The 18,395-nt window shown below is 60.8% G+C and carries 16 protein-coding genes; 3 read left to right on the top strand and 13 right to left on the bottom strand.

Annotated elements, in window-relative coordinates:
* Position 1: 1 nt before the first annotated feature.
* On the top strand, positions 2 to 493 hold the full coding sequence (locus VKS22_14120; GenBank protein ID HLW71746.1) for a GNAT family N-acetyltransferase: 492 nt from the start codon (positions 2 to 4) through the stop codon (positions 491 to 493).
* Positions 494 to 619: 126 nt separating this feature from the next.
* Here VKS22_14120 and VKS22_14115 read toward each other — a convergent pair whose 3' ends face one another.
* Positions 620 to 2,701: a hypothetical protein gene (locus VKS22_14115; protein HLW71745.1), complete on the bottom strand. Its 2,082-nt coding sequence runs from the start codon at positions 2,699 to 2,701 to the stop codon at positions 620 to 622.
* Positions 2,702 to 3,190: 489 nt separating this feature from the next.
* A complete protein-coding gene (locus VKS22_14110) occupies positions 3,191 to 3,673 on the bottom strand; it encodes a hypothetical protein (protein ID HLW71744.1) in 483 nt (160 codons plus the stop codon).
* Between the two features lie 377 nt (positions 3,674 to 4,050).
* Here VKS22_14110 and VKS22_14105 point away from each other — a divergent pair, with 377 nt between their 5' ends.
* On the top strand, positions 4,051 to 4,344 hold the full coding sequence (locus VKS22_14105) for a hypothetical protein (protein ID HLW71743.1): 294 nt from the start codon (positions 4,051 to 4,053) through the stop codon (positions 4,342 to 4,344).
* A gap of 12 nt (positions 4,345 to 4,356) precedes the next feature.
* Here the strand turns inward: VKS22_14105 and VKS22_14100 are convergent, their stop codons facing one another.
* From VKS22_14100 to VKS22_14050, 11 genes are all read right to left on the bottom strand, one after another.
* Positions 4,357 to 5,028, bottom strand: a complete 672-nt coding sequence (locus tag VKS22_14100) for an isoprenylcysteine carboxylmethyltransferase family protein (GenBank protein ID HLW71742.1) — start codon at positions 5,026 to 5,028, stop codon at positions 4,357 to 4,359.
* A gap of 135 nt (positions 5,029 to 5,163) precedes the next feature.
* On the bottom strand, positions 5,164 to 6,375 hold the full coding sequence (locus VKS22_14095; GenBank protein HLW71741.1) for an MCT family MFS transporter: 1,212 nt from the start codon (positions 6,373 to 6,375) through the stop codon (positions 5,164 to 5,166).
* 70 nt (positions 6,376 to 6,445) lie between these two features.
* Positions 6,446 to 7,786 carry a DUF1329 domain-containing protein gene (locus tag VKS22_14090; GenBank protein ID HLW71740.1) on the bottom strand — a complete coding sequence of 447 codons (1,341 nt, stop codon included), beginning with the start codon at positions 7,784 to 7,786 and terminating at the stop codon, positions 6,446 to 6,448.
* Positions 7,787 to 8,149: 363 nt separating this feature from the next.
* Positions 8,150 to 8,617, bottom strand: coding sequence for a redoxin domain-containing protein (locus tag VKS22_14085; protein ID HLW71739.1), 468 nt, complete (start codon positions 8,615 to 8,617; stop codon positions 8,150 to 8,152).
* Between the two features lie 114 nt (positions 8,618 to 8,731).
* Positions 8,732 to 9,586 carry an SMP-30/gluconolactonase/LRE family protein gene (locus VKS22_14080; protein HLW71738.1) on the bottom strand — a complete coding sequence of 285 codons (855 nt, stop codon included), beginning with the start codon at positions 9,584 to 9,586 and terminating at the stop codon, positions 8,732 to 8,734.
* Between the two features lie 72 nt (positions 9,587 to 9,658).
* On the bottom strand, positions 9,659 to 12,796 hold the full coding sequence (locus VKS22_14075) for a CusA/CzcA family heavy metal efflux RND transporter (GenBank protein ID HLW71737.1): 3,138 nt from the start codon (positions 12,794 to 12,796) through the stop codon (positions 9,659 to 9,661).
* A gap of 46 nt (positions 12,797 to 12,842) precedes the next feature.
* On the bottom strand, positions 12,843 to 13,979 hold the full coding sequence (locus VKS22_14070) for an efflux RND transporter periplasmic adaptor subunit (protein ID HLW71736.1): 1,137 nt from the start codon (positions 13,977 to 13,979) through the stop codon (positions 12,843 to 12,845).
* On the bottom strand, positions 13,976 to 15,262 hold the full coding sequence (locus VKS22_14065; GenBank protein ID HLW71735.1) for a TolC family protein: 1,287 nt from the start codon (positions 15,260 to 15,262) through the stop codon (positions 13,976 to 13,978). Before VKS22_14065 ends, VKS22_14070 begins: the two co-directional genes overlap by 4 nt.
* Before the next feature lie 251 nt (positions 15,263 to 15,513).
* Positions 15,514 to 16,176 (bottom strand): c-type cytochrome, encoded by a 663-nt coding sequence (locus tag VKS22_14060; GenBank protein HLW71734.1) that lies wholly within the window; start codon positions 16,174 to 16,176, stop codon positions 15,514 to 15,516.
* 75 nt (positions 16,177 to 16,251) lie between these two features.
* Positions 16,252 to 16,656 (bottom strand): plastocyanin/azurin family copper-binding protein, encoded by a 405-nt coding sequence (locus tag VKS22_14055; protein HLW71733.1) that lies wholly within the window; start codon positions 16,654 to 16,656, stop codon positions 16,252 to 16,254.
* Between the two features lie 123 nt (positions 16,657 to 16,779).
* The gene (locus tag VKS22_14050) at positions 16,780 to 17,106 is read right to left on the bottom strand and encodes a hypothetical protein (GenBank protein ID HLW71732.1); all 327 of its coding nucleotides are present in this window, start codon (positions 17,104 to 17,106) and stop codon (positions 16,780 to 16,782) included.
* 62 nt (positions 17,107 to 17,168) lie between these two features.
* Between VKS22_14050 and VKS22_14045 the strand changes: the two genes are divergently transcribed.
* On the top strand, positions 17,169 to 18,362 hold the full coding sequence (locus VKS22_14045; GenBank protein ID HLW71731.1) for a M20 family metallopeptidase: 1,194 nt from the start codon (positions 17,169 to 17,171) through the stop codon (positions 18,360 to 18,362).
* The last annotated feature ends 33 nt before the right edge of the window (positions 18,363 to 18,395 follow it).

The raw sequence follows: 18,395 nt of genomic DNA, 5'->3' as shown, positions 1-18,395 counted from the left end.
GATGGAAGTTAAACTCGCGAAAATCGACCGCAGCAACTGGCTGGCCGCGATTGAGTTAAAAGTTTTACCCGAACAGAGAGCCTTCGTCGCAACGCCGATCTTTTCGCTCGCCGCGGCTTTAGTGCGGCGCTGGGGTGACGAATATGTGTACGCGTCGCATCTGATTTGCGACGGCCCGGCGGCAGTCGGTTTTGTCTGCACAGTCTGCGACCCCACCACCACTGAGGAATACTGGATCGACGACATTCTGATCGATGAGCACTATCAAGGGCGCGGCTATGGTCGCGCGGCGATGGTGGAAGTAATCCGGCTGACGCGGCGCGAGTATCCGCGTTGCGCGGTGGTCAAGCTGAGCTGCCACGCCGACAACCAACAGGCCGCACGGCTCTATCTGAGCATCGGTTTCAAGGCGACGGGTGAACTCAATTCCGCGAGCGGACATCCGAACTACGAGTTGGCGGGCGAAGCGCTGCGCGCCTATCGCGAGGCTTGAGGCGCGGCCAGCGCGCTTCCTACGCAGCGCGGATTGACTTGGGGGGCGGAACCCCTGCCGATTCTCCAAAACATGAGCGGCGGGCGCGATGAGCGCCCGCCGCCGTTTTGCTCGTCGATCTCGATTCTAGAGCACGTTGAAGTTGTACTGGAACTGGGCGGTCAGCAGATTCTGACCCTTGAACAGGCCCAGGCCGTGCAACGGATCGCTGCCGAACACATCGATCGCCTGCAACTTGACGAAGTACTTCTTGGTCCAAGGCGGATTCAGCACCAGCGTCGGGAACAGCGCGAAGGTCGTCCCCTTGGGCTGATAGATCATCGTCCAGGTCGGCTCGATGTCTTCGTTGTAGTAGCCGGTTCCGATGCTCGCCAAGGCGTAGACTTCATTCTTGTCGTTGCGCTTCGAGTCCAATGCCGTCACCGGCGTCAGCTTCGAATTGTCCATCGTGATGTCGTCAAAGACCTCGAAGAAGGCCGTCAGATTGCCGGTCTTGGTCAGCCACGGCGCGTAGGCCTGGTCGATGTCCAGCGCCACCATCTCCTTCACCACGTCCGAGTAGCGCACGCCGCTGAAGGCCGTCGGCCGGCTGTCGTAGAACTGCTCGTGATTGGTGTAGGTCACTTCCGCGCGGCCGACAATCGGCAGAAACTCGCTGACCGAGGCCGGCACCGGCAGCGGCCGATCCGCGGTCACACCCACGATCTGGATGTCTGGGAAGTAAATCTGATCCAGATTCGTATAGTAGGGCAGCCCATTGCCGCCGAACCGGAAGGCCGGAAAGCCGCCGTTGAGGTTGTCGTTGTAGTACAACGCCGTCAGTTCAGTTGAACCGATGAGCGTGTGAAAACGCGCGCCGTCATTCCAGTTCGACGGCTGCATACCGGGAATGTGGTACGGACCGGTGTCCCACAAGGCGTAGTCGCCCGCCGCGCCGAAGGACAGATTGTTGTGCGACAGGGTCAGGTTGCAGCCCCCAGGGCCAAATGGGGCTTTGCGCAGACCCGCCGGCAGCGGATTTGTCTTCGCGTAGGTCCCCGGGGCACCGCTGAGGCACTCCCAGAAGATATGCTGCAGCGGCGGTCCGACAATTGAGCCGCTGACTAGACAGTTACCGCCGTGCGGGCTGAAGGGCGTCGGGTGGTTGCCGCAATTAACGTAGCCGATCGGCTTCCACGGCATGGTGTTGTTGCCCGCAGAATAGAAAGGCGTGGCGATCCCGTTCCAAGGCCCGGGGCCGGTCGTAACGTTCATGCTCGGGTCGAACGCATGGTCGTAGCCGATGTCGAAGCGCAGGCTGGGATTGCCGTGTGGCGCGTAGGTCGCGTAGCGACCGGCCTTCGTGTCGGCCCCGGGGCCGTTGTTACGGCCGTCGCCGAAGCTATTTTCCCACCATTGCGGCTGGAAGCCCGGCTCGATTACCAGCTCCAGAAAATTCGACTGAAGCGGTCCCCACTCCGGCAGGTTCAGGATCGGATGGACCATCCACTGCGCGTTGCGCGACTGCTCCAAGTTGGCGAAACCGAAGTTCCACAGCAGATCCTGCGGATTGATGACGTCGCCGATGCGGAACGCCAGCGACTGACCCCAGACGACAATCTGGTTGCCGACAAAGGTCGTCAGCGGGCCGGTCTTGTTCTCCCACCAGGCGTCGCGCACCTGGTAGTTGTTGTAGATGTCATTGTAGAAATGGCCCGGGCTCGTCGCCGTCTCGCGACCGATCTTGCAGCGGTCGGAAGACGGCGTGCCCGTCTTCCCGCAGAACGGCGACAAGAAGGCGTTGTCGATTGCCGAGATGTTGGTGTTGTTCGACGAGTTGTAGGCATACACCGGCTCGTAGACGAACCACTCGCGGGCGAAGAAGGTGTTGTTCTCGTTCAGCCGGTAGTTCTCGTCCACCTGCAGCAGCGTGCGCGAGACCGCCAACTGGTTCGAGCTGCGGGTCCAAGCGTGCGTGCTCGAGGGATCCTGCCACATGCCGAAGGTCTGGGTTGCATAACCCGACATGTGAAAGCCGCTCAGCCAGCTCGACTCCGAGGCCTGACCGTCGGGCAACAACTTGGTCGATGAATTGGTGATGTCGAGACCGTCCGCAGGTGACGCCGTGACGTCGCCCGCGGAGCTATTTGCAGCGCCCAATGCTACCGCGAGCATCGCCGCCGCGGCCACTCCGAGAAACTTTTTCGCTCCCCCGAAACTTGCTCCCATAACTCCTCCTTCTCGCTGCATGTGACGCCTGGCGGTAGTCCCGACCGCTATGCGTCACGTTGCTGATCCCAGTCCAACTCCTCCGGGATCGTGACGAATCCCGCTCGCGCAACGAACCTTACTTGCGCACAAAAATTAATTTGTCAAGCCCGCGACAATTTGTCGCTACTGCTGCTGCGGGGCTTGCTTTCCGGTCCTCCTCCTCAGTCGCGCCTCGCCTGACGGACTGATTCTGGCAGGATTTAGCTAACCGGTGAGGTGAACGCAATACCCCCCCGCAACAAAAATCGGGACTGATACCACCGCGTTTTATTGTTGGTCGGGCGTGGGGCCGCCATCATGCGCCCATGAGCGCAGCGAGGCAGTTCCAGAAGGTGTGCAGCAAGGGCGCACCGATGATGCTGCCACCTTGCCAGCAGGCGAACGGGGCGCTGCCCGCCGAGACAGCATTTTTGGTATTGCAGCGCAAATAGAAACTTGGCTTCCAAATCAGCGTATTATTACCGGGCGAACTGAACTGCGTGGCGAAGCCGAAGAACGGCCCGGGCCGCTGTTGGCGGTCAAATTCTCCTGGGGTCGCGACTGATTGTCGTAGGCGACGTCAAACCGCATGCTCAGGGTGTGCGAGCCAAAGGTCCCGGCACGGCCATCCTTGACGGCGCCGCCGGGCGCTTCGAAGCGGCCGTCGCCGAAGCTGTTTTCCCACCATTGCGGCTGGAAGCCCGACTGGACCACCACTTCGAGGAAATTCGACTGCAGCGGACCCCACTCCGGCAGGTTCAGAATCGGATGGATCATCCACTGCGCGTTGCGCGATTGCTCGAGGTTGGCGAAACCAAAGTTCCAGACAAAATCCTGCGGATTGATGACGTCGCCGATGCGGAACGCCAGCGACTGGCCCCACACCACGATCTGGTTGCCGACGAAAGTCGTCAGCGGGCCGGTCTTGTTCTCCCACCAGACGCCGCGCACTGAATAGTTGTTGTAAAATCGTTTTGGAAGTGGCCGATGCTCGGCGCCACTTCGCGATCAGTCTTACAGGCATTGCTCGAGGACGTCCGGTCTTGCCGCAGAACGGGGTCAAGTAGGCGTTCTGCACGGCAGAATCGAACCGTGTTGATCGAACTGTTGAAGGCGTAGGCGGCTCGTAGACGAACCACTCACGGGCGAAAAACGTGTTGTTCTCGTTCAGCCGGTAGTTCTCGTCGACCTGCAGCAGGGTCCGCGACACCGCGAGCGCGTTGGAGCTGTGCGTCCACTCATGCGTGGCGTGCAGATTCTGCCACATGCCGAACGTCTGACTCAGATTAACCTGATCGTCGGGCAGCAATCTGGTCGATGAATTGGTGATGTCGAGCCCGTCCGCAGATGACGTCGTGACGTCGCCCGCAGAGCTCTTCGCTGCCGCCAATGCTATCCCCAGCATCGCCGCAGCTATAATCGTGATGACCCGTGCAGGCGTCCCCAACACCTCAGAACCCAGACAGACGGATAACTACGCAGCCGCTTTTTCTATTGCTCCTCCTTCCGTATTAGCCACGGTTGTAAAGATTATCAGTTCCGAATCCTCGCTGACCGAGTTCAAAAAAAATGCAACAGCCCGATGGGGCGGTGCTCAAAAGAAATTCGAGATGGGCAGCTAAGGGTCGCTCAGGTCAGAAGATCAGCGGCAGCAGACGATATGGAGTGACGGCGCAGTAGGCGCGATACGCGGCGTCCTGCTGCAGGAGCTGCTCTTCAAGCTGGATGCGCCAGATCATGAACGGCACAGTCACCGCGAGCGCGAGGAGGTTGCGCGCGTTGGGATAGGCCATCACATAACCGACCGAAAGAATCAGCCAGCCGGCGTAAATCGGATGGCGAATAAAGGCGAAAGGTCCGCGGCTAACGATTCCGCGATTGGCCGGCAGCAGCGCAAACTTGCGTCCGAGATAGAGCCGCGCGCTCTGGGTAATGATCACGCCGACGAGTTCGACGATCAGCGCCGCGACTGCGAGCACGCCGCTGGAGGGCGCGGCGTTGTTCAAGAGCAAAGGCGGCGCGAGCATCATGATCGCAGTCGCCGTCACGGAGCGCAGATTAATCGCGGTCGCGATGGGCGGGAGGCGGACGAGTGACAGCACGCCCATCAGGGCGGCGCCGACGATCCAGATCCAGTTGGCGGGAGCGCCGCCGAAATTCGCGGCATGCGGAATCAACGTGGCGAAAAAGAGCAGCGCGACGCCGAGGTTGGAGGCGGTGTGGCTGAGGCTGGCGCGATTCAACTTTCCCGTCGCGAAACGTGAGAAGCGCGAAGGCTGCGTTGACGTGGTGGCGATCGTGTTCAATTCAGGATGACGCTCATGACGATGATTAGTCAAAGCCTAGCGAGCGGGAAATCGTGAGACAATATCGGATGTATATTCGCGCTATAAGATGCATTCTCGGCACTTAATTCTTAACCTAACTATAGCCACATAAGGTTACTTTACCGGAAGCAAAACGGGCGCGAGCGTTTCACTTGATCGCAAAGGGATCAGGATGCAGAAGCCGATCAGGCCAGCCCCGCCACCCATCGCGGCGGCCCAGAGATAGCTGCCGCCGTGATCGATTGCGTAGCCGACCAGCGGCGGTCCGGCGAGTGCGCTAATCGCGGAACTGCTGTAGAGCGCCCCGAGCGTAGTGCCCAAATCTTCGACCCCGAAGAGCTCGGCGGCGAGCGTCGGCGAGAGCGAGACCATACCGCCGTATGCAGCGCCCATCACGACGGCGAAGAGCACAAGCGTCGCGTAGGAATGCGCGAGCGGCCAGATCGCAAAGCTGCCGGCCAGCATCAACAGGCTCGCTTTGAAGATCGGGAAGATACCAACGCGATCGGCGATGGGGCCGAGACCGAGGCGGCCGACGATGCTGGCGCCGCCAACGAAACCAACCAAGGCCGCGGCGGCGACCGTCGAGACCCCGCGCGACTCGGCAAAGTCAGGTAGATATACGAACGGGACGTAAATCGAAATCGAGGCCAGGACGAACGCGAGGTAGAGCCGCGCGAAATCGGCGGAACGGATCAAGTGATGGTTACGCTGCGCCATCGTCGAGACTGGGGATGGCGGCGCGGCCTCGGCCAGCATCGCGCAGCTGCCCAGCGCGAGCATCGCGACGATACCCATCAGAACGTAGGACTGCCGCCATCCGCACCAGCCGATCATCGCAGCAACCAGCGGCACGAGAAGCAGCGTGCCCACGCCGGTGCCCGAGACCGCGAGGCCCATCGCGGTGTTGCGGCGGCGCGCGAACCATCCGCCAACGAGGGCGAGGGCCGGGATGTAAGTGAAGGCGACCCCGACGCCGACGCCGAGACCGTAAGTGAGGTAGGCGACCCCGAGCGTGGGGGCGACTGCGGTGGCGCAAAGTCCGGCGCCCATCGCGAGCGCGCCGACCAGCATCACGCGGCGCGGGCCGCAGCGATCGCTGAGCCATCCGCTGGCGAAGCCGAGCGCGTTGTAGACTGCCGCGGTGATCGCGAAGATGGTCGAGGTGCCAGCGCGGTTGGCGCCGAACTCCTCGGCGAGCGGCTTGAAGAAGGCCCCGAAACTGTAGACTATGCCGAAGACAAAAAAGCAGGTGACGAAGCCAATCACCGTCATGCGCCAAGCGTAGGGCGAGTCGATCGCGTGGACGCGCGGCTGCGCAGGCACTAGAGTTGGCGTGTCCGCTCGGTCTGGGCGAAGGCACGCGCCGCTTGTAGCGGCGCGTGCCTTTCAGTTGCTAGCGCATAATTTCTGATAGGCCACCTGGTGTTCCGAACCTGTTATAGTCCTGAAACTCCTTCGGTGCATCAGAATTAACAAAGTAGCCCTCACCTGATTCGTTGAGGCCCGTTATTATTGTCAGGTGGTCGTTCTGCACGTCCCACAGCGTGAAGAAACCGTCGAGTCCGGGGGCATGTCCACCTGGCACTCCTGGGACTTTGGCCGCGTCAGGCACCGCTAACAAAGCCGTCTTCCATAGGTTCATGTTGTTATCATACAGGTCCTGCCAGTGGCCCGTATGGTAATATGTATCGATATACATGATTCGTTTACCATAGCAGTATCCAAGGGCCTCAGAAGGCACGCGTCGAATATCCAGTACATCGACATCACGCACCTGCCACTGTCCTATTGATGGCGGTGGAAACATGAGCGGTTGGTAGAAACCCATGGGAAAGTTATGACCAACCGCGTAATAGTTGTACAGACCCGTCAGTGCGATTATTTTCTTGCGTTCCAAGTACTTCGCGTCGAATACTCCGATTCCGCCATTGAATCCCGACACTTGAGCATCATCCTGGGCTAAATCACTACCAAGCAACGGCGAGCAACGGGCGCTCGATGACAGGCGCAGGGTGCGTCGTAGGTTTGGAACGAAGACATATTCGTCTTGAAAGGTTTGATTATCCTTATAGAACAGCGTCAGTTGCGCGGTATATTTGGCTTGTTCAGGCGCCTCAACCATTAGATATTCGGTGTACCAGACGTTGTTTGATTCACTGACGGGCACTCCCGGATCAGTATTATAACCTTCTTGGCGATAGACGATATCGATTGATTCGCAATTCATATTCGAAAAGCGATCGACGATACAATCTCTAACTGGATATTTGATATTGGCGACGTTCAAGTGCGGTCGGTATGAATACCATAGATTAACCAGAACCTTGTAGCCCTTGTCAGGCTCCTGTGGGTCTGGAAACGGCACGCCGGCAACATAATTACGCACGTCCAAATGTCCGTTTGGTAGGTGAACCACTTGCACCTGGTTACCGTATTTTTCGGATGCTGCAAGGTAGGTCGGGGGCTCCGGAACGTTCACCGTGGGACCTATGTCGATTTCGGCATTTGCAGGCAACTTCCATTGAAATTTCCCAGCAAACAGGGCGGCCAAACCATCAGGCATGAAGTCTTTGTATTGCTGCCAATTTTGCATTGTGATTTTCGTGCCGGGCGGCGGCGGGGTGCCCTGTTCGGCCCGCGCTGAGCCGCCATTGACCGCCAGTAGTAGTGCGCAGACCACAGGCACGATTGCCAGCGCCCGTAAAATCTCGCGACACTGAAAGGTTTGCAGCATTGGAGACCTTGGTGAGTTCATATTCTCTCCTTTAGCTCTAGGCGCTCCGCCCCAAGCGGATCCGATGTACTAGCGCCTCCCTGAGCGATTCGACAAACCGAGAGTCTTGGCACCAACGGACGGCGCACTTGCCGTTCTCGAAGGGTGATGACCTCAGCTTCGCAATGACCGTACAGGAGTATTCAGCGCACTGCCGCCGCGACTTCGCACTCTGGAAGCTGTTCCCAGCGTCAACATTTACATAGGACTTTGATCAGTCTTTGTCAAACGAACTTGACAGGTTGTTGCAGGGCGAGGCGATGGCGTGGACGGCGGTGGCGCCGGGGCGAAGGTGATTCACTTCCCTCGCCCCGGGTTCATTACCTACTGAAGCTGCTGCAGGCAGGCTTTGATCTCGTCGAAATTGGGCACCTTGGTCGCGTCTTCGGCGACCGAGGCGTAGCGGATTTTGCCCTCGCGATCGATGACGAAGGCCGAGCGTTTGCACACGCCCTTGAAGCCCATGAGATCGGCGTAGAGCGTATCGTAGGCCGCAGCGACGGTCTTGTTGTAATCAGACAGGAGCGGGAACTGATAATTCTGCTCCTTGGCCCAGGCGTCGAGTGCAAAGGGGCTGTCGGTCGAGATGCCGAAGACCTTGCAGTCCATGCCCTCATAATCCTTGAGCGAATCGCGCATGCTGCAGAGTTCGCCGGTGCAGACGCGGGTGAAGGCGAGCGGGACGAACAGCAGCAGCACCTTGCTGCCGCGCAGCTCGGAGAGCTTTACATCCGCCATCTTGTTCGATTTAAGCGCAAAGTCCGGTGCCGGCGATCCAACTTGCAGTGCCATTACGAGTTCTCCTTTATCTACCGATGTTGGTGGGAAGTTTTCCCGGTTTAACTTATCCTGCCGCTAACCTGTCCTGACGCGGCAGGAACAGGAAGCATAGCCGAGCGGACGCGATCAATTGAAGCGCGCGAGCGGAATCGGCAGACCCGGAATTTCGACGCGCGTGCGGAAGACCGTGCCCTTCTTTGCTTTGTCCTCGGTATTGTCCGCCGTAACGATATAGAGGTCGCGGAAATCCTTGCCGCCAAAGGTCAGGCTCGTGACCATCTGCGCGGGCACGTCGAGGCGCCAATCGAGGGTGGCGTTGGGCTTGAAGCGGACGACCTCGCCGTGGTTCACGATTGCGACGACAACGCCGCCGTCGGCGTCGATCGCAAGCCCGTCGGGCCATCCGGCGGGCATCCGCGCGAAGACCCGGCGATCCTTGACGGTGCGATCGGGCTGCACGTCGTAGACCCATACTGACTTGGTGGTCGAGTCGGCGTGGTAGAGATATTTGCGATCGGGACTGAAGCCCATCCCGTTGGTAGTCTCAATGCCTTCGTAGAGCTTGAGCACGGTGCCGTCGGGATCGACGCGGTAGAGACTGCCCGGAATCCGCTTGGCGCCTTCTTCGAGCGCGTTATGCTCGAGCGAGCCGACGAAGATCGAGCCGTGGTCGTCGGGCTGGAGGTCGTTGAGGCCGTTGAGCGGCCGCCCCTCCCAATGAGTGAAGAGATCGCGGCTGGTGCGCGTCGCTTCGTTCCAGTGGATCAGGCCGCGGCCCGTGCAGACGATGCCGCCGCCGGCGTTCAGCGCGATGCCGCCGACGCCGCGCCGTTTCGGAATCAGCGTTTCGATCGCACCGTCGGGACTGCGCCGGTAAACGCCGCCGTTAGGGACGTCACTGAAATAGAGCCGGTCGCGAGCGTCGCAACGCGGACCTTCCAGTAGTCCAAATCCTGTGGCTAAGGTTTCGAGCTCCGCCATGATGGGATGCCCTCCACGATGGCGTTTAGCACGTTTCCCGCCCGCCGGGCAGAGTTGCACGGGGCGAATTAACTATACGCTCATGCCGGGAGCCGCGGCCGTCGGATCCGGTCCGCCATTGGCCATCGTGCGACGCTCCTCGGAGAGCCCGATGTAGCGGCGGAAGAGGAACATCAGGGTGGGTTGAAAAACCCGCGTCAGCAAGGCGATCGAGAGCGCGCCGCCGATCACGACGATCGCGAGCGGGCGCTGAGTCTGCGCACCGATGCGCGTCGAGAGCGCCGCCGGCAACAGCCCGAGGCCATCGACCAGCGCCGTCATCATGACCGCGCGGAAGCGCCGATCCGCGCCCATTACGATCGCATCCATCGCCGAATAGCCCTGTTCCCAAAGCTGGTGAATGTAAAAGTTGAGCAGGATGCCGTCCATGATCGCGATCGCGAAAATTGAGATGAAGCCGACCCCGGCAGAGACGCTGAAGGGCGTATGCGTCACGACCAGGGCCAACACGCCACCCAGACAGGCGAGCGGAATTTGCGCCATCAGGATGAGCGTGTTGACGACCGATTGCGTAGCCGCAAAGAGGACGCCCATGATCAGAATCAGCGCGATGGGCACCACGATGGCGAGCCGATGATTGGCGGCCTGGAGTTCGCCGTACTCGCCCGCCCATTCCAGATGGGTGCCTTCAGGGAGATGGACTTCGTCGGCAACGCGCCGTTTGGCCTCGGCGACGGCGCCCTGCAAATCGCGGCCGGTAACCGAGAAACGCACCGGCACGTAGCGCTGCAAATTGCCGCGATAGATGAACGACGCGCCCTCCGAGGCCGCGATTTGCGCGATCTGGCCGAGCGGGACGACCCCGCCACCCGGCACATTGACGCGAATCCCGCGCATCGCTGCGACGGTCTGGCGATACTGGGGCATCCAGCGCACCACCAGATTGAAAGTGCGATCACCTTCGTAGACCTGGGTGACCGCCTGGCCGCCGATCGCGGCCTGCACGATCGCCGCGACGTCGCCGGAATTGAGGCCGTAACGGGCCGCGGCCGCGCGGTCGGGCCGGATGACAATGTTGGGCTGGCCGAGCGAGCGGAACATGAAGACGTCGGTGACGCCGCGCACCCGGCCAAGCACCCGGGTGATCTGGCCGGCAAGGGTCTCGTCGCTTTTCAGATCGTAACCGAAAATTTTGACGGCGTTCGAGCCCGCCTTCACGCCGGACAGGGCTTCGTCGATATTGTCCTCGATATTCTGTGAATAGGAGAAATCAACGCCCGGAAAGCGGTGGCGCAGTTTTTCGTCCATCTGATTGACCAGTTTCTCCTTGGTAACATCTGCGGGCCAAGCCGCGGCGGGTTTGAGATCAACCGCAAATTCGATGTTGAAAAAGCTGGTCGTCTCGGTGCCGTCGTCAGGACGGCCGAGCTGCGAGACAACACTCGCCACTTCGGGGAAGGAGAGAAAAACGGTGCGCATCCGGCTCACCAGTTTGGCGCCCTGAGGCAGGTTGATCGTGGTCGGCATGATTGCGTGCGCCCAGATATTGCCCTCCTCCAATTTCGGCAGAAACTCACCGCCCAGGCGCGGGAAGAGCGCGAGCCCACCGGCCACCAGCAGCATGATTATCGTCACCGTCGCGCGCGGCCAGCGCAGCACCCGAACGAAGAGCGCGTGATAGGAATGCGAGAAGGCTTCCCATATGAAGTTGTGCGTCTCGCGCATCCCCCGGCGCAGGAGGAAAGAACACAGCGCCGGCGAGAGCGTGACCGCGAGCAGAATCGCGGTCGTCAGCGCATAGGCGTAGGTATGCGACATCGGCGAGAAGATCGCGCCCTCGACCCCGCGCATCGTGAAGAGCGGCAGGAAGGCGATGAGGAAGATCAGGGTCGAGTAGAACATCGGCCCGCCGACTTCGCGGGCCGCCCGGCCAATCCGCTGCCGTTTGCCCTCGCTGGGCAGCTCGCTGGAGGTGAGATGGCGAAAGATGTTCTCCACTACGATGATGGTCGAATCGATGATGATGCCGAAATCGACCGCGCCCAGTGACAACAGATTGGCGGGGGTGTTGCTCAGGTGGAGCAGGATAAAAGCCCCGCACATCGCGAGCGGGATATTGACTGCGGCGATCAGCGCGGCGCGCAGATTACCGAGAAAAAACAGCAGGACCAGAAAGACCAGCATCATCCCGATCAGCAGATTCTCGAAGACCGTGTGGAGGGTGGTGTAAACCAGGCCAGTGCGGTCGTAGTAGGGGACGATCTTGTAGCCCGCAGGCAGCATGCCCCGCGTATTGAGTTGATTTACCTTCTGCTCGACGCCCTTCAGAGTCTCCAGCGTATTGCCGTACTTGCGCATCAGGACGATGCCGCTGACCACCTCGTCCTGGTAGTTCATCCCCACAATTCCGAGGCGCGGCGCCCAGCCGACGGAAACGTCGCCGACATTTGCGAGCTTGATCGGCGTAGATTTGCTGGTCGCGAGGACGATGTTGCGAATGTCATCGAGGTTTTGGATCAGGCCGATTCCTCGGACATCGAAGGCCTGCTCGCCGAGGTTGAGGTAGCTGCCGCCGGAGTTGGTGTTTGAATTCTGAATCGCCGTAATGACTTGCGTGAGCGGGATGCCGTAGTGGTTGAGCTTCGGCGGGTCAAGATCGACGTGATATTCCTTGGTCAAGCCGCCGAAGCCTTCGACATCGAGGACACCGGGGACGGTCTTGAGCTGCTTTTCGCAAACCCAGTCTTCGATTTCCTTCTCGCTGATGAGATCGTGATTGGGACTCTGGACGGTGTAGCGATAAATCTCGCCGACCGCATTTTGCGGCGAGAGCCCGGCCTGGATGCCTGGCGGCAGCGTGACGAAGGTCAACTGGTTGATGGTCTGCGTGCGGTCGAATTCGTAATTGCTATCCCAATCGAAATAGAGGCGAATGTCGGAGAGGCCGTAGAGCGAAATCGATTCCATCGCGGTCAGATGCAGCATCCCGCTCATCCCGTACTCGGTCGGCACCGTGACCAGGCGTTCGACCTCCTCGGCGCTGAGACCGTTGGGCAGGGTCAGCACCTCGGTCATCGGCTGCACCGGATCGGGATAGGCTTCGATGTCGAGTTGGGTGAAGGAAAAGAGTCCGGCGAGCGCCAACAACACGGCCGCGCTCACCACCACCACTCGCGCGCTCAGCGCGAGGTCCATCAGCCACTGGATCATTGCCGTTGCTGCGCCGTTTTCTTGACCGGCGGTTGAAAAAAGCGGCTCAGGATTTGGCCCCGTGAGCGCGGTTCCACAACTGATCGACCTGCAACGACTCGCCGGTGATGACGCGATCGCCGGCCGTGAGTCCCGATACCACGCGGGCAAAGCCGGGCTGGTTCCAGGAGGCGATCGCCACCTTGCGCTGCTCGATACGGCCGTTGCCGGTATCGACATAGGCCATATAGGCGTCGGTTTCAAAGACGAGCGCATCGACCGGTACAACTAGCGCGTGCCCGGGCTGGACGAGGATCTTCACGACGGCGAGCATCTGCGGCTTGAGCTTAAGGCCGGGGTTCTTGACCTCGCAGCGGATCTGAATTGTGTGCGTGTTGGGATCGACGCCCGGGCTGATGCGGGCGATCGTGCCGTAAAAGGTCTCGCTGGGATAAGCGGTCGCGACGGCTTCGAGCTGCTGGCCGACCCGCACGCGGGCCAGTTCGTCCTCGTAGATGTCGGCGACGACCCAGACGTCGTCGAGCGTGCCGACGGAGTAGAGGACGTCGCCGGGATTGACCGCGGAGCCGCGCAGCGCCTGGTTTTGCACGATCGTGCCGCTGATCGGCGCGCGCATCACGAAGCTTGGCGCGGCGGTCCAGATGCTCTCGATCTGCGCGGGGCTGATGCCCAGCAGATCGAGTTTGCGGCGCGCCGCCTCGAGCATCGAGCGCGCGAACTGATCGCTGTCGGCGCCCCCGGGGGCCAGCGCCGGCCCGGCCGCCTTGGCCTGGAGATATTCGGCCTCCGCGGTCATGAAGTCGGGGCTGTAAAGCGTCAGGATCGGCTGCCCGCGCTGGACATTGTCCCACTGGGAGACGCGGACCTCTTCGATCCGCCCGGTGACGCGCGAGATGATATTGGCGACGCGGCGATCATCGAAGGTGATCTGCCCGGTGGTCTCGAGCACGCCCGGCAGATCGACCGCCGCTAGCGTCGTCTCGGTCATGCCCGGCACGCCGCCGCGTGGTAACTGGAGCAAATCCGCGCCCTGATCCTGATGGATCAGACTCACCATCGGCGGCGGACTGTCGCTGCTGTCGGCCGGCGGCGCACTGTCGCATCCGGCCGCGCTGAGCGCGAGCAAGGCGGCAATTGCGGCGAGGCCCGCGAGCGGCCGAAGCAACCTGGTCAAACCGCTCACTGCAGGCTGCCTCCGGCCGCCTGCTCGAGCGCGACTTTTTGCGCGAGCAACTGGTTGACCGCCTGCAGATAGGTCACGCGCGCGTCGCTTTGCTGACGGAAGGTGCTGATGAGCGTGGTGAAGTCGCTCTTGCCGCCCTGATATGAGATCAGCATCACCTCGAAGGCCTGATGGGCCAGCGGGATGAGGGTGTGTTGATAGAGCGTCGCGGTTTCGCGCGCACGGAGGATTTGCCGATAGAGCACGGTCACCTGTCCGGCGGTTTGCGTGCGAATCGAATCGAGGTCTTCGCGCGCGGCGTCGAGATCGCGATGCGCGCGGCGGATGTCCTCATTTTTGGCCCAGAAGAAAATCGGCAGATTGAAACTGACCTCGAGATTCCAGTCTTTGTTATGGTTAAGCGCAGGCGCAAAGTTCGCGCTAAGAAAATGATCGTACCCGAGACCCAAAGTGTAATCCGGGGCATATTCAAGCTCGGCGAGTGTCACCGCAGTATTCTGATTGTCCTGCGCGAGGGCGGCTTCGAGGATTTCCTGGCGCGCGCTGACGGCGCGATCGATCACCTGATCGAGACTGGTTTCGAAGGTCGCGAGATCGAAATTCAGATCAACCTGCAACGGCTCATCGGGTTTGCGATCGAGCAGGATATTGAGCGCGGTCTTGTCGTTGGCGATCGCGACCGCCTGCTGGCGCACCAGTTCGCGGTCGGCCTCGAGCGCGAACTTCGCATTAATATAGTCGCCCTGGGTCGCGAGATTCGCGGTGTAGGCGATCTGCGTCACCTTCAGCACCCGCGCGAGATTCGCGACGTTCTCCGTCATCAGATCGTTGAGCGCAAGGTCGAGCTGAATCTGGTAGTAGGCGGTTTTGGCCTGCGCCGTGATGTCGCGCACTGCGGCGAGATAGGTCAGATGGGCGATTCCGGCGGTGCGCCGCGCGTTGCGACCCTGCAGCAGGCCTTTGCCGGGAAACTGCAACGCCTGCGTAAACAGCATACTCTGTTCGCCGGCGTCGTTGACCCCGCGCCAGCTATCGAGGTTCGAGAAGGCGAACTGCGGATCGACGGGGGTGTAATTCTGAATAATCTGATGCTGCGCCGATTCCCAGCGAAAGCGCGCGCCACGGACCTGCGGATTGACGCGCTGGACCTCGGCGACCACCTGGGCGAGCGCCATCGCCTGCGCCAACGCCGTGCACGGGAGCACCGCGGCGACGGCGACTATCGCGAGCAGGCTGGCGCGCCAGAGGCTCGCGCGCTTCATGCGAGCTGCTTCATGAGGCATTGCTTTCCTCGTGATAACGGACGATGTGCCGTGGAAAACGCTTCAGCTCGAAAGTGATCCGCTTAGCATCGCCAATAATCTTTACGACACGACGTCTGGAACGTTGCGGTAGAATTAAACGCTCTTTCCCACGCTGCCGGAAGCTCCCTCCACCACTACCAATGCACAGATCAACGGCGCGTCATCCATCTGAATAACGCGCCGTCACAGGATTTTGCCTGATGCGCAGACTGTGTTGCTATCGAAGAGGGTTACGGGCTATCCGAGCCGGTTTCCGTGTAAGCGGCGTCGGAGTCGGTCACGTGGCGATCCTCGGGCGGCGGCGCCGCGGCGATGCTGGTCTCGCCGCCGTACTTGCGCTCGAGCTCGCGGACGTAGAGCACCGTCTGCCAGCGCTCCTTCGAGGACATCGCGTCGTCGTATGCCGGCATCCAGATACCGCCGTTGCGGATGTAGCCGTAGATGTAACCGTCGGGCAGATTCTTGCTGACGCCAGTCAAAAGATTTTTCGGCGGATGATGCAGCAGATGAGCTACGGTGCCATTACCCGCTCCGGTCATGCCGTGACACGGCGAGCAGTTGGTCTCAAAACGCTCCTTGCCCGCCGCCAGATTCGCGGCGTCCGGCTGGAGCGGATTCTGCATCTTCACGGTCATCATTTCGAGCTTCATCGGCGGGATGGCCTGCGTGTCGGCGATGCCGCTCGGCTGACCATAGTGAACGTTGTAATGGATACCATCGACGGGCATCACGCCGTCGGGCATCTGGCGCGGCGCTTCGGCAAAGGTCGCAACCTGCGGGCCGCGATACATATCGGTAGCCCAGGGAAAGGCGCGCGCCTGCGATGTAACCATCGTGGCCGCGCCGAGAAACGCGCCGGCCAGCACTATCTTCATCAAGTTACGCGGCTTCATCAGTCTTGACCCATCGCGATCGGCTTGCGCGCCACAATAGCGGTCCGGTGGTTATCGATCAAATCGCACAGCGCGTTATTTTGTAACGTCGATCTCGCCCTTCATGCCGTCTTTCTCGTGGGGCACGCAGGTGTAGTGATAGGCGCCGGGAACCGTAAAGGTGTAATCAAATGTGCCGCCCGGCGGCATGAAGCCCGAATCGAAGGGTTTGGCGCCGGCCGGTAGCACGACATCTTTGGGATTCTGCACCATCGAGGCGTCGGCGTCGACGGAATGGAGCGTCGCGGCATTGTTGACCCACTCGACGCTCTGGCCGGCTTTGATCGTCACTTTCTCGGGCAAAAACTTAGGTGGCGTATCACTCATCTTGATTGTGGTGGCGGGTGTCGCCGCGAGCGCTGTTCCCGCACCGACGAGCCCGATCGAAACGACCGCAACCAATAGGATCGGCGCACAGGCGCGCATAAATGATGAACTCATCCAAAACCTCCGTCGTATGAGCACAGGTAATGTACGAACCGTCGGAATGTTAGCGCAACTGCTGAACAAACGCTACCATCGAGCCCTGCCCGCGAGGTGAAATCCGGCGGATGCGCACGCAGATTACAGTCCGGGCCAGCGCTTGGGCCGCGCGTGGAGATGGCAATGGTCGGGAATCTGCCGCATCACGCCGTCGATGATAAAGCCGTCCGCGCCGTATTTATGACGCGCTACCAGCGATAGGGCCTCGACCATAAAGGCGCGTTCCTCGTCGGTAGGTGCGACGCGATGGTCGCCGAGCACCGCCATCGGCGTGTCGCAGGAGTCGCACTCGAGCAGCGTGAACTTGAACGGCTGGGTGAAACTCGCGTACCACGGGGTGTATTCTTTCAACTCGCAAAGGTCGCATTTGTTCATGGCTTCAGGCTTAGCCCCTGCCTTGTACTTCAACAAGAGATTTTCCACCATACGAAGGCTCGAATTGAACAAGTAGATCGGTAAGGAGGTAGATGATGGAGATCAAGGACGCCGCCCGCGAACGTTTACTTTCACGCCGGGACCGGCTCGTCGCACTGAGCCATCGCATCCATGCTCATCCGGAACTCGGATGGGAGGAGGAGAAATCCTCGACGTGGGTGGCGGAAGCGCTGGCGGACGAAGGCTTCGAGGTTCGCCGCGGCATCTTCGATTTGCCGACAGCGGTGATTGCGCGCGCAGGTTCGGGGCCGCTCCATATCGCGATCTGCGCTGAATATGACGCGCTACCTGGGATCGGTCACGCCTGCGGGCATAACATCATAGCCGCGATGAGTGTCGGCGCTGCGATCGCGGCTGCACGCATCGCCGATGACGCCGGCTTGACCGTCAGCCTGATCGGCACGCCGGCCGAGGAGGTGTGCAACGCCGGCGGCAAGATCGAGCTGCTCGAGCGCGGCGGCTTCGACGGCGCCCATGCCGCCATGATGATTCATCCGGCGCCGGTGGATTTGGCCGAGCCGCCGATCATTGCCGCCGCGCAGTTCGAGATCAGCTATACCGGCAAGGAGGCGCACGCCGCGGCTTTCCCCGAACGCGGGGTCAACGCCGCCGACGCCCTGACAATCGCGCAAACCGCGATTGGGCTGCTGCGCCAGCATATTCGGCACTCCGAGCGCATCCACGGCATCATCACCAAAGGCGGGGACGCGGCCAACGTAATTCCGGCGCATACCGCGGCGCGCTATATCGCGCGGGCCGAGACCATCGAAAAACTGCAACGCCTGCTCCCGCGGGTGCATCGATGTTTCGAGGCGGGCGCTCTCGCCACCGGCGCGACGATGAAAATCACGGGTGGTGACAAGCCCTACGCCGAGATGCGTCATGACGCGGATCTGCTCGCGCTCTATCGCACGAACGCGACCGCGGCCGGACGCAAGCTGCTGGACACGGTGCGATTGCCGCCGAACTCGGATTTCGCGCGCGCCGCCGGCTCGACCGATATGGGCAACGTCTCGCTAAAAATCCCGTCGATTCATCCGATGATCGGTCTGGGCTCGATGCCGGCGGTAAACCATCAGCCGGAATTCACCGCGCACTGCATCAAGGCAGAGGCTGATCGCGCGGTCTTTGATGGCGCGCTCGCAATGGCCTGGACCATGATCGACGCCGCAACCAACATCGCGTTGCGGGACCGCCTGATCAAGGGCTCCAAGGACTTGCATTCATAGCGCCACGAGAGCGCGGATAATCGGCTGGCAAGA

The organism is Candidatus Binataceae bacterium (genome assembly GCA_035308025.1).
In the GTDB taxonomy this organism is placed as follows: domain Bacteria; phylum Desulfobacterota; class Binatia; order Binatales; family Binataceae; genus JAJPHI01.
Note: the sequence above shows the minus strand (reverse complement) of the source record. Positions and strands in the feature narration are given on the sequence as shown.